At 62.0% G+C, this 11507-nt stretch carries 11 protein-coding genes; 3 read left to right on the top strand and 8 right to left on the bottom strand.

Features of this window, described 5'->3' with window-relative positions; genetic code table 11:
- Positions 1-7 precede the first annotated feature (7 nt).
- The 7 genes from RG2_RS21195 to RG2_RS21165 all read right to left on the bottom strand — a co-directional run bounded on the left by RG2_RS21195 (position 8) and on the right by RG2_RS21165 (position 7887).
- On the bottom strand, positions 8-1621 hold the full coding sequence (locus RG2_RS21195) for an ABC-F family ATP-binding cassette domain-containing protein (RefSeq protein WP_033233831.1): 1614 nt from the start codon (positions 1619-1621) through the stop codon (positions 8-10).
- Positions 1614-3272, bottom strand: coding sequence for an ABC-F family ATP-binding cassette domain-containing protein (locus RG2_RS21190; protein ID WP_033233395.1), 1659 nt, complete (start codon positions 3270-3272; stop codon positions 1614-1616). Before RG2_RS21190 ends, RG2_RS21195 begins: the two co-directional genes overlap by 8 nt.
- Before the next feature lie 256 nt (positions 3273-3528).
- Positions 3529-4392: a 5-oxoprolinase subunit C family protein gene (locus RG2_RS21185; RefSeq protein WP_033233394.1), complete on the bottom strand. Its 864-nt coding sequence runs from the start codon at positions 4390-4392 to the stop codon at positions 3529-3531.
- Positions 4389-5027, bottom strand: coding sequence for a 5-oxoprolinase subunit B family protein (locus RG2_RS21180; RefSeq protein WP_033233392.1), 639 nt, complete (start codon positions 5025-5027; stop codon positions 4389-4391). Before RG2_RS21180 ends, RG2_RS21185 begins: the two co-directional genes overlap by 4 nt.
- Complete coding sequence (locus RG2_RS21175) at positions 5024-5779, bottom strand: LamB/YcsF family protein (RefSeq protein ID WP_033233391.1); 756 nt, start codon at positions 5777-5779, stop codon at positions 5024-5026. Before RG2_RS21175 ends, RG2_RS21180 begins: the two co-directional genes overlap by 4 nt.
- On the bottom strand, positions 5776-6570 hold the full coding sequence (locus RG2_RS21170) for a putative hydro-lyase (protein WP_033233830.1): 795 nt from the start codon (positions 6568-6570) through the stop codon (positions 5776-5778). Before RG2_RS21170 ends, RG2_RS21175 begins: the two co-directional genes overlap by 4 nt.
- Positions 6571-6621: 51 nt before the next feature.
- Positions 6622-7887: an MFS transporter gene (locus RG2_RS21165; RefSeq protein ID WP_033233390.1), complete on the bottom strand. Its 1266-nt coding sequence runs from the start codon at positions 7885-7887 to the stop codon at positions 6622-6624.
- 170 nt (positions 7888-8057) lie between these two features.
- Between RG2_RS21165 and RG2_RS21160 the strand changes: the two genes are divergently transcribed.
- Entirely contained in the window at positions 8058-8789 is a 732-nt protein-coding gene (locus RG2_RS21160) for a GntR family transcriptional regulator (protein WP_051730401.1), read from the top strand.
- A 5-nt stretch (positions 8790-8794) separates the two neighbouring features.
- On the opposite strand, the gene RG2_RS21155 is transcribed toward RG2_RS21160, so the two are convergent.
- Positions 8795-10171 (bottom strand): NAD-dependent succinate-semialdehyde dehydrogenase, encoded by a 1377-nt coding sequence (locus RG2_RS21155; RefSeq protein ID WP_033233389.1) that lies wholly within the window; start codon positions 10169-10171, stop codon positions 8795-8797.
- A gap of 224 nt (positions 10172-10395) precedes the next feature.
- Here RG2_RS21155 and RG2_RS21150 point away from each other — a divergent pair, with 224 nt between their 5' ends.
- Both RG2_RS21150 and RG2_RS21145 read left to right on the top strand, forming a co-directional pair.
- Positions 10396-10986, top strand: coding sequence for a DUF4178 domain-containing protein (locus RG2_RS21150; protein WP_033233388.1), 591 nt, complete (start codon positions 10396-10398; stop codon positions 10984-10986).
- Positions 10983-11483: a DUF2617 family protein gene (locus RG2_RS21145; protein ID WP_033233387.1), complete on the top strand. Its 501-nt coding sequence runs from the start codon at positions 10983-10985 to the stop codon at positions 11481-11483. The genes RG2_RS21150 and RG2_RS21145 overlap by 4 nt, the downstream gene beginning before the upstream one ends.
- Positions 11484-11507: the final 24 nt, after the last annotated feature.

The raw sequence follows: 11507 nt of genomic DNA, 5'->3' as shown, positions 1-11507 counted from the left end.
AGTGCTTCTACCCCGCTTCCAGCCCGTGCATTCGGACTTCCTTTCCTTTCCAGCGGGATCGTAGCCACCGATCGTGGCTGGCCAGCACGATCGCGCCCGGACCGGTGCCCATGGCGTCCTCGAGTTCATCGCACAAGCTCGGGGACAGGTGATTGGTCGGTTCGTCCAGAAGCAGCAACTCGGGTGGACGGGCCACCAACAGTGCCAACGCCAGCCGGCGACGCTGACCGACGGACAACTCGCCAACCAACTTGTCCTGATCCCAAACCGCCAACAGGCCAAGGGAATCCAACGGAACCTTCTCGGCAATCTCCGCGCCGAGGGTCAGATCATAGATTTCCCGCGCAGTTCGGTCAGCCCGATCGAACGCGGTGTCCTGCGCCAAAAGGCCGATCGTCAGGTCGGGTTTTCGTGCCAGCGTGCCGGTGTGGTCCAACGCACCGGCGAGTACTGCAAGCAAGGTGGATTTCCCGGCACCGTTCGCTCCGATGACCAGTAGTCGGTCGGTGGATGAGATATCGAGACTGTTCATTGTCATTCGGCCAGGAACTCGAACCTGCCGCAATGACAGAAGGAGCTCGTCTGCCGACTGTGTCGTGAACATGCCCGGACTGAACCGAAGAGGCTGCGGGGGTTGCTCAATCTGGTCTCGTTCCAGCTTGTCGAGCCGGCGGGTGGCACTGCGAACCCGGCGTGCGATCTGGTTCTGTACTCGACCCCCGGCGTGACCGTATCCCATTTTTTCGTTGTCGCGCTTCACATGATTCGGCGCAACCTCGTATGCACTGACACCGGCCGCGTAGCGCAACGCGTCCAAATCCTCCTGCTCTTGATCGAATCGCCGTTGCCAGCGTTCCCGTTCGGCGCGTTTCTGCAACAGATACGCGGTGTAGTTACCGCCGTAGCGGGTGGGACCGTCCAGAGCGGGGTCGAGGTCGATCAGATCCGTGCAGACGGCGTCGAGGAACGCGCGGTCGTGAGTGGCCACGACGACAACCCCGGACAGGCCGCAAAGATGCTCGGCCAGAAACGATGCCGCCTCGTCGTCGAGATGGTTCGTCGGCTCGTCGAGCAACAGCGCGGATGGTCGGCGAATCATCAGAGCCGCCAAGGCCAGCCGGCTGCGTTGACCACCTGACAACGACGAGAGGAGGCGTTCATGCTGAAGGTGTCCGAGACCTACCCCGCCAAGAATCATCGCGGCCCGCCGGTCCGCATCCCAGACCTCGTGTCGCTGCGCGCGTGCAAGACATTCCGTGTAGGCGTCGAGGACGTTGTGATCCTCGGGCGCATGACTGAGTTCCTGTGCAGCTCTGTCGAGTTCGGCAATGATCTCGCGCGCGTCCCGGAGGGCTGTATCGAGTACGTCGGCGATCGTCGTCTTGTTGTCGTACACCATTTCCTGCTGCAGGAACGCGAGATCAGACGGTCGCTCCACGCTGCCCGCATCGGGCTCGTCCGTACCCGTGAGCACCCGCAACAGAGTCGACTTCCCGGCGCCGTTCTCGCCGATGAGACCAATCCGATCACCAGGTGCCGCGGTGAGTGAGACGCCGTCGAGTACCCGCCGCGTTCCCAGCGTGCGGACGAGATCTTGTGCAATCAACGCTGTTTCAGGCATGTTCATCACCAAGAGTGACATTGGCCGGTGCGGCGACTTCGCGTAAACGTCCCTCCGACAGACGTAACCAGCGTTCGACCTTCACCTCGGACAAGAACCGTTCGTCGTGGCTGACGACCACGAAGGCACCCTGATAGGCATTGAGCGCACTCTCCAACTGCCCGACACTGACAAGGTCGAGGTTGTTGGTCGGTTCGTCGAGTAGTAGTAATTGAGGTGCCGGCTCGGCGAACAGCACGCACGCGAGGGTCGCTCGCAACCGCTCACCACCGGAGAGGACCCCGACTGGAAGGTGAACGCGAGATCCACGAAAGAGAAAGCGTGCCAGCAGATTCATCCGCTGCGGTGCCGGCATGTCCGGGGCACAAGCAGCGAGGTTCTCCGCGACGGTGAGGTTCACATCGAGTAGGTCGAGTCGCTGTGACACATACGCAACGCGGCCCTGCGCCTGTGCGATCTTGCCGCCAGTCGGGGGCAGTTCGCCGTTGATGATCCGCAGCAGCGTGGATTTGCCCGCGCCGTTCGGACCGGTCACCGCAATTCGCTCAGGTCCGCGGATCGCCAGATCTGCCCCGCCGTCGGCGAAGACCTCCCGATTACCGAAACGGAATTGCATCCGTTCGCCCAGGAACACTGTCCGGCCCGCAGGAACATCGGTGCCGGGCAGTTCCAACGTGATTCGTTGTTCGTCGCGCAACGCTCGCCCCGCGGTATCGAGTCGGGCCTTGGCCGAATCGACGCGGGCGTTATGCGTCTCGTTTGCCTTGCCGGCAGACTCCTGGGCATTGCGTTTCATCGTCCCGGCGAAGATCTTCGGTAGCCCGGCGTTTCCGAGGTTGCGTGCTGCGTTGCTTGCGCGACGAGCAGCGCGTTCGCGGGCCTGCTGCAACTCCCGTTTCTCCCGCTTGACGTCCTGCTCGGCATTGCGAATGTTCTTTTCGGCAACTTCCCGTGCAGCGTTCACGACGCCTTCGTATTCGGTGAAATTTCCACCGTAGAAACGAATTTCACCATTGTCGAGTTCGGCGATGCGGTCCATTCGATCCAGTAGGACACGATCGTGGCTGACCAGTAGCAGGCAACCGTTCCAATCGTCGAGGACGCCGTAGAGTTTGTGTCGCGCATCGAGATCGAGGTTATTCGTCGGTTCGTCGAGCAACAGCACGTCCGGGCGGCGCAGCAGTTGCGCAGCGAGACCGAGCGAGACGACCTGGCCCCCGCTGAGCGTGTGAAGTCGGCGGGTGAACGACAGGTCTCCCAAGCCGAGACGGTCCAGTTGGGCGCCGGTACGTTCCTCGATGTCCCAGTCGGAACCAATCGTGGTGAAGTGCTCTTCGGCGGCGTCCCCCGACTCGACAGCGTCCAACGCCGCGAGGATCGGCGCGATCCCCAAAACCTCGGCAACGGTGAGGTCGCCGGTCAGCGGCAAGCTCTGCGGAAGGTACCCGAGCAGCCCGTCGACGGACACGCTGCCACCGCCTATGGGCAGGTCACCCGCGATCAACCGGAGAAGGGTGCTCTTTCCGGCGCCATTCGGTGCTACCAGCCCGGTCCGGCCGCCGGGCACACTGAAGGACAGTTTCTCGAAAACCGGTGTGTCGTCAGGCCAGGCAAACGACAGGTGTGAACAGACAATGTATGAATCGGACATGATGAGACCTCGAGTGTCGCGCGGGCGCGTCAAAGCGGCTCCGCGAAAGAAATGATGTGGTGAACGACAACATGGCCACTGCGGCAGCGCTCCGAAAGCGCTTACCGGTGGCCGTCAGTGCCGGGTATTACCCGGAGATGTCGAGTTCACCAACCATTTTTCGATCTTTCTCGCTCCGATTATTCGGAACCGACCATAACACCCGAAACTGTTGCCGCGTCGATCACGTCGCACCAGGTTGATTGCGTGTTATACGTCAGAAACCGATAAAGCGAATCTGCTGACCCGGGCGGGCTTGGCCGAGTCGGTCGATATCGGCGTCGGCCACAACACCGACAACGGGATATCCGCCGGTGATGGGGTGATCGGCCAGGAAGATCACGGGTTGGCCGCTGGGCGGCACTTGGATCGAACCGAGCGCAACGCCTTCGGTGGGCAATTCGAGCCCGTCCACCCGCTGCAGCAGTGCGTCATCGCCGACGCGGTCGAGCCGGGCACCGATGCGATCGGAGTCGGTCGACACTGCCCATCGTCCCTGCGTCAGGGTTTCCGGATTGGCAAAACGATCCGCGCGCGGCCCGAAGATCACCCGAATGTCGAGTGTTCCGTTTGTAACCGGCTGAACAGGTGCCACGTCCAGGAGCGGAAATGCGACTGGAGTGGGCCCGACCTCAAGCACGTCGTTGGGTTTGAGGGGCGCCGGACCGATTCCGGAAAGCGTGTCGGTACTGCGTGATCCGAGAATCTTGGGCACCGCGATTCCGCCCCGGACGGTCAGGTAGGTCCGTAGGCCGGTGGGCGCGTACTCCAAGCGGACTACCTGACCGGGGTCCGCGACGATGACGCTCGAATGTCCGACGGGGATGCCGTCGAGGTACGCCTGCGCGGGGGCTCCGGTGAAGGCCAGGGTGATCTGCTGTTGCGCGCGAAGACTCAGGCCACCCATCAGAATTTCCACTCCGGCAGCGTCTTCGGAGTTGCCGACAAGTCGATTGCCGAGTCGCAAGGATCGTCTGTCGGCAGCACCGGACACACCGACGCCGGAGCGCAGATGACCGGTTCGGCCGAGGTCCTGAACCAAGCTCAGCGGACCGGTTTCGAGTATCTCCACCCCGGTCATCGCTTGTCCTCGTTGACGAATCGCACCCGACGCCCGGGCTGTACGGCGGCAGGCGGTGTTGCGTCCAAGTCCCACATCACGGCGTCGGTGCTGCCGATGATCTGCCAGCCGCCCGGGGAAGCTCGCGGGTATACCGCGCTGTATCCACCGGCCAGGGCAACAGCGCCGGCGGGCACCGCGGTGCGTGATTGGGCTCGACGCGGGACGTCGAGCCGAGCGTCGCCGGACGTCAGGTAGGCAAATCCCGGCGCAAATCCGATGAAGGCGCAGCGCCACTCCGCCGAGGTGTGAGCTGAAATGACCTCGGCGCGGCTCATTTTCAGGATCCTTGCTACGTCGTCGAGGTCGGGTCCGTCGTAGCGGACATTGACGGTGAAGGGAGTATCGTCGCCGCGCTCGTCCGGGATTGCCTCGGACATCGTGCGTGCCAGTTCGTTCAGTTCATGGAGCACCGCAGTGACATGTGCCGTGGGCATGCAGATCACGAGAACCGTGCGTGCGGCGGGCAGGAAATCCTCCACTCCAGCCGGAGTGTTGCGCGTGAGCGCATGGGTGAATGCCAGAACGTCGGCCTCGGTGTCGAGGTCCACCAGGAGCCCGTGTTCACCGGCCGGGAGGATAGTCGGGCGACTCATGTGAACGACTCCACCCGAATGCGGGAGTTGATCAGGCCGGCCTTGATGGCATTGGCCATGGCAACGGCGCCAGGCGAATCGCCGTGAACACAAATGCTTTTCACCGACATCGGGATGGCGATCCCGTCGGAGGTGAGAACAGTTCCGCTGCTGGCCAAGTCGATCGCCTGCGCCGTCGCGGCGTTCGGATCGGAGATGACCGCACCAGGTTCACTGCGCGGGGTCAGCGTCCCGAACCGGGTGTACGTGCGATCGGCGAATCCCTCGGCGACAAAGTCGACGCCGTGTGCCTCCGCAGCTTTCTGCAGATGAGACTGTGGTGGTCCCAGCAGCGCAAGGCGATTCGAGAATTCGGTCATGGCGGTCACGATAGCGTCGGCGAGTTCGGGACTATTCGATGCGGAGTGGTAGAGCGCGCCGTGGGGCTTGACGTAGGTGACAGAAGACCCCGCGGAGTGAGCGAATCCTGCCAGTGCGCCGACCTGGTAGAGAGTTTCGTCCAACAGATCACCTGGCGTGATGTCGATGTGCCGTCGGCCGAATCCGACCAGATCCCGAAAACCGATGTGCGCTCCGATGGATACCGAATGTTCGACCGCCATCTCACAGGTTCGTCGCATGGTGGCCGCATCGCCGGCATGGAATCCGCACGCGATATTGGCGCTCGTCACGATGTCGAGGAGCGCCGCGTCGTCGCCCATACGCCAGTCTCCGAAGCTTTCTCCGAGATCACAATTGAGGTCGATGTTCATGCCAGATCCAGGGTGTAATCGCTGTCCGGGGCGTCTGTGACCAGCATATGCCCGGGAGCATGAGTGATGGCGAACGGGAGTTTCGACGCCATGACCGCAGCTTGCGGAGTGACGCCGCAGGCCCAGAACATCGGTACGTCGCCCGGTTGGAGTTCCACGGCGTCGCCGAAGTCGGGACGGCTCAGGTCGGAGATGCCGAGTTCGGCTGGATCGCCGATGTGGATGGGTGCACCGTGAACCGCGGGCATACGCGCGGTGATGGAGCGGGCCTGTTCGACCTGGTCTGCGGGGACGGGACGCATCGACACCACTGTCGGCCCGCTGACCCGTCCGGCGGATCGGCATTCACGATTTGTGATGTACATCGGGACGTTTCGGTTCTGCTCGACGTGTCGAAGCGGGATCCCGGCGGCCATCAGAGGGTGTTCGAAGGTGAAGCTGCAGCCGATGTGAAATGCCACCAGATCGTCGCGCCAGTATGGCGTCGCATCCGGAATCTCCGCGGTCAGTTCGCCGTCGACCCACACGCGGTAGAGCGGGAAATCCGTCCTGATGTCTGCTCCGGGAGCGAGAATCGTCGTGAAATCCCCGGCGTCGGTGACGTCGAGTACCGGGCAGGGCTTGGGGTTCCGCTGCGTGAAGAGCAGAACGTCGTATGCCCAGTCCTTGGGGACCGCAATGAGATTGGTCTGGGCGAAGCCCGGTGCGATTCCCGACGTGGGGAACACGTCTCCGGCTCTGAATCCCGCGCGAGCCGAGCGTGGATCCGGGTTGGTGCGATTCTCGATCATGGTGAAGTCCAATCCTCTTTCCTGAAGACACCGATCAGTTCAAAACACCGATCAGTTGAGTTGGCGTCCCAGGGTTTCGGGGAGTCCGAAGAGTGCCAGGACAGCGATGCCGTAGCCGATGGCGCCGAAGATCATGGCGCCGCCGATACCGAGACTGCTGGCTGCGAGGAAACCGACGATGGCGGGGAACACCGCACCGACTGCGCGACCGAAGTTGTAGGTGAAGCCCTGACCGGTACCGCGGTGCGCGGTGGGGTAGAGCTCCGAGAGGAACGAACCGAATCCGCTGAAGATCGCCGACGTGCAGAAGCCCAGCGGGAATCCGAGAATCATGATGAGGGTGTTGGCGCCGTCGGGAACCTGTGTGTAGAGAACCATGAACACGGCAGACAAGGTGGCGAACAACTGCATGGTCCGCTTACGGCCGAGCTTGTCGGTGAGGATGCCGCCGCTGACGTAGCCGAGGAATGCGCCACTGATGAGGATCGCGAGATAGCCGCCGGTGCCCACGACGTCGAGGCCGCGTGAGTTCTTCAGGTAAGTCGGAAGCCACGACGCGAGTGTGTAGTAACCGCCCTGGACTCCGGTGGCCAGAAGTGAAGCAAACAGCGTGGTCTTGAGCATCGGGCCGCGGAAGATGGCGAGGAAAGAACCCTTGTCGGCCTTCTTCTCACGCTTCTCGGTGATTTCTTCCGGGTCCTTGAGGTTGCGGCGCACCCAGATGATGAGGAAGGCGGGGATGACTCCGGTCCAGAACAGAACGCGCCACGCGATGTCGGGATCGAAGAGTTGGAAGACGATCGTGTAGATGATGACCGACAAACCCCAGCCCACCGCCCAGGCGCTCTGGACGAAGGCGACCGCTCGGCCGCGGTACTCGGGCTTTGCGTATTCGGCCACCAGAATTGCGCCGGCAGCCCATTCGCCGCCGAAGCCGAGACCCTGGAACGCGCGGAAGATGAGCAGCGTCTCGAAGTTGGGTGCAAATCCGCACAGGACCGTGAAGATCGTGTAGGTCGCTACCGTCACCTGCAGGGTGCGGACACGTCCGATGCGGTCGACCAGGATGCCGGCGAGAACACCGCCGAGCGCGGAAACCACCAACGTGACGGTGGTCAGCAGACCGGCCTGTCCCGTCGTGATCGAGAAGTACGCGGCAATCGCGGCCAACCCGAGAGGGAGAACCTGGAAGTCGTAGGAGTCGAGACCGTAGCCGCCGAAAGCGCCGACGAATGCCTTCTTGCCCTTCGGTCCAAGCGTGCGGAACCAGTCGAACGGGCGCGGAGGGGCACCTGCGGTTTGAATCGGAGCGGTCATCGGTACCTCGCGTGAAGATGGAATGTAAGGACTCCCAACGTACAAAATCGTTCAACGATCCTGCAATCCCATGAAGGGATAATTAATGTGCTGGAAACTTTTGAGGGCAGCCGTAGGCCGTCCGGACGCCCCGCTCTCACTATGATGAGGGCAGCAACAAACCACTAGGAGTGCACTTGACCAGCCTGAATCCCCCGAAAGAGGATGCTAACGCCGCGTTGGCCGCCCATCGAGGGCTACTCGAGCGCACCAGTCGAACAGCGCGGGTCGCCGGGATTCTGCGCGAGCTGATCATCGACGGAAGCTTTCGTCCGGGCGCACGACTGTCCGAGCCCGACATCTGCGCGGCGTTGGATGTCTCCCGAAATACCGTGCGCGAGGCGTTCCAGATCCTCATCGAAGACCGGTTGGTTTCACACGAACTCAACCGTGGCGTATTCGTTCGAGTCCCGTCAGCTGACGACATCGCCGAGTTGTACATCTGCCGTCGGGTGGTCGAGTCGGCGGGAGTGCGAGACTTCGATCCGGAAACAGGCAATCTCGGTGACGTCGCCGCCGCGCTCGAGCTCGCAGAAGAACGTCTGGCCGCCGATGACTGGACCGGAGTGGGAACGGCCGACATCCATTTCCATCGCGCTATCGCTGGTCTGAGTAACAGCAGCAGAATCGACGAACTGATGGGCGGCGTGTGGAACGAACTGCGACTGGTCTTTCACGTCATGGACGACGCACACCGATTCCACTCGCCGTATCTCGCCCGGAATCACGAGATACACAGCGCGTTGAAAGCCGGTGACAATGCGACGGCGGTCGAATTGCTGCAGCGGTATCTGTACGACGCACGCGATCAGATCCTGGCCGACTATCCGGCCGCCGTCGAAAAGTTGTCAGGTCGAACGTAAAGCTTCTATTTCTTGGACACGCGGATCAGCTTCTTGTTGGCAAATTCGTCCATACCCCAAGGGCCGAGCTCACGTCCCACTCCGGACCGCTTGACTCCGCCGAAGGGAAGGCCGGGCAGGGTGGTGCCGTGTTCGTTGACGAAGGCCATTCCGACGTCGAGATCGGCGGCGACCGCACGAGCAGCGTCCAGGTCGGTACTCCAGACGGATCCGCTCAACCCGTACACCGACGAATTGGCAAGGTCAACGGCATCTTTCGCTGACTTCACCTTGTACACCACGCCCGCCGGCCCGAAGAGTTCTTCGCTGTAGGCGCGCATGTCCGGGGTGACATCGGTGAGCAATGTCGGTTGGACGTAGGCGCCGGGTCGGTCGATCTTCGCTCCACCGGTCAGAAGCGTTGCGCCCTTGTCGACGGCGTCTTGAACCTGCTCGAGCAATGTATCTGCTGCGGTTTGGGACGACAGCGGACCGAGGACCGTATCCGCTTCCAGCGGATCGCCGGCCGTGACGGATTGGAACGACGCGGTCAGTTTCCGAGTGAAATCGTCGTAGAAGTCCTCGACGACGATGAATCGTTTGGCGGCGTTGCACGCCTGACCAGCGTTGGACAATCGTGCTTTGGCTGCCGCCTTGACTGTGGCGTCCATGTCGTCGGAGTCGAGGACGATGAACACATCCGAACCACCGAGCTCGAGTACCACCTTCTTGAGGTTGCGCCCCGCCGTTTCCGCAACACTGGTCCCGGCGCGTTCGCTTCCGGTCAACGAGACACCTTGCACACGGGGGTCAGCGATCATGTCTGCGATCTGCTCGTTGCTCGCAAAAACGTTTACGTATGCATCCTCTGGCAGGCCTGCCTGCTGCAGAATCTCCTCCATCAGCAGCGCCGACTGAGGGCAGTTGGACGCGTGCTTCAGGATGACGGTGTTTCCGAGCATGAGATTGGGCGCCGCAAACCGGGCGACCTGATAGTAGGGATAGTTCCAGGGCATGACGCCGACGAGCGCCCCGATCGGGCGTCGGTACACCACAGACTCTTCGGCACCGGGAACATCGAGTCGTTCTTCTGCGAGCAACGCCGGTCCGTGATCGGCGTACCACTGGTAGATCGCCGCGGACAGTTGTACCTCGCCCTTGGCTTCGCGAACGGGCTTGCCCATTTCCAGGGCGATCATGCGTGCCAGTTCGTCGGCACGTTCGTTGTACAGTTCGGCGGTTCTGGTCAGTATCTGCGCGCGTTGCGTCGGCGCGCTCTTTCGCCAGTTCAGATAGCCGTTATGAGCCTTTTCCAGTGCGGCTTCCACTCCGGCGTCATCCAAAGTATCGAATTCCCTGACGGTTTCACCTGTCGCGGGATTGACTGTTTTGTAGTTGGCCATAGTTGTTCAACGCGCGAGGGCCCTCGAGGATTCCGAGATATCCACATCGAAAGTGAATCCGTCCAACGGGTTTCAGGGAAACGTGACTGGGTATGCACGGCCGTTTGTCCGAAATCGGCATCGAGCGGGATCGGGTGCAGCGACGTATGGACGCTCGGGCGAGTAGCGATCGGTAGGGTATTGCCCCGGCGCCCTTGCCGAGCCCGACGATTTCGGAGTGACCGTTGACGAACGTGCTGATAGTTGTACTGATACTTGTTGTGATCGCGGCAGTGGCCTTCGTGGTTCTGCGTGGTCGTAAGAGCGCTCCGGTGGGGCGTGTAGACCCGCTTGCGGACTATCCGGAGGTATACGACCCCCACAAGATCGGTGTCGGAGACATCGTCACCTACGCGGGGATCGATCACGTGGTTCGCGGGACCATCACCCTCGACGAAGAGGGGTACATCTGGCGCGAGCACCTTCTCGACGGTTCGACCGGCCGCCGCTGGCTGACCGTCGAAGATGACGAGGGTGAACTCGAGATGACGCTGTGGATGCGGCGTGAGGGCACCAACCTCGAGCCGAGTGGCGACGTCATTCTCGACGACAAGGTGCACCGCAGGATCGAAAGCGGAACCGCACGATTCACAGCCGAGGGCACGACAGGAACCGCGCCGTCGGGCGTGATGGACTACGCCGACTATGCAACTGCTGACAAAACCGGGCTCATTGCATTCGAGAAGTGGGCGCGCGGCCAGTCGTGGGAGGTTTCCACCGGCCGCGCAGTCACCCGTGCAGAGTTGACCGTCATACATTCCGGCCCTCCGCAGTGAGTGTGCATCTCCTCGACGTGGAGCCCACCGACGTGGATGCGTCTGCGCTCGGCCTTGTGGTGGACGCACCTGCGCCACCGGCCTTGGCCCAGCTTGTTATCGAAACAGTCGACGGTGCTTTGACTTTGGGAGTGCTGGGGGCATCGCATGTGGTGACGGCACGCTCGGGTGGTGAGACCTTGACCGAGCAGGTGTCCTGCGATGCGGTCACAGCTGGTGGCGATCCACTGCCGGGTGCTGAAGTTCTGGGACCGTATCGTTTCGAATCTTCCACGCAGACTCTCGATCGAACCGAGTTCGTTGCCGAGGCTGCCCGCCTGAAAGTGCAGGCAGCGGCAGATGGTTGGATTTGCGGTTCGTTTCCCGGAGACGACACCGCTGTCACGGTGTTGTTCGGCAGCAGCCTGGGGCATGGATGGGCTTGGCAGAGTTGGCATTTGTACCCAGGGGAGGGGACCGGAGTGATTGTGAAGACCAGAAGTAGGTGGCATCCGTGATCGGCAGGAAATGGGTTGTTCCCG

The sequence above is a fragment of the Rhodococcus globerulus NBRC 14531 genome (genome assembly GCF_001894805.1).
GTDB classification, from domain to species: domain Bacteria; phylum Actinomycetota; class Actinomycetes; order Mycobacteriales; family Mycobacteriaceae; genus Rhodococcus_F; species Rhodococcus_F globerula.
The sequence above is the reverse complement of the archived record's forward strand: the minus strand, read 5'-3'. Positions and strand labels throughout refer to the sequence as shown.

Coding starts and splice junctions, on each gene's coding strand:
- RG2_RS21195 (WP_033233831.1), bottom strand. CDS start 1,621: ATGCCTGAAACAGCGTTGATTGCACAAGATCTCGTCCGCACGCTGGGA.
- RG2_RS21190 (WP_033233395.1), bottom strand. CDS start 3,272: ATGTCCGATTCATACATTGTCTGTTCACACCTGTCGTTTGCCTGGCCT.
- RG2_RS21185 (WP_033233394.1), bottom strand. CDS start 4,392: ATGACCGGGGTGGAGATACTCGAAACCGGTCCGCTGAGCTTGGTTCAG.
- RG2_RS21180 (WP_033233392.1), bottom strand. CDS start 5,027: ATGAGTCGCCCGACTATCCTCCCGGCCGGTGAACACGGGCTCCTGGTG.
- RG2_RS21175 (WP_033233391.1), bottom strand. CDS start 5,779: ATGAACATCGACCTCAATTGTGATCTCGGAGAAAGCTTCGGAGACTGG.
- RG2_RS21170 (WP_033233830.1), bottom strand. CDS start 6,570: ATGATCGAGAATCGCACCAACCCGGATCCACGCTCGGCTCGCGCGGGA.
- RG2_RS21165 (WP_033233390.1), bottom strand. CDS start 7,887: ATGACCGCTCCGATTCAAACCGCAGGTGCCCCTCCGCGCCCGTTCGAC.
- RG2_RS21155 (WP_033233389.1), bottom strand. CDS start 10,171: ATGGCCAACTACAAAACAGTCAATCCCGCGACAGGTGAAACCGTCAGG.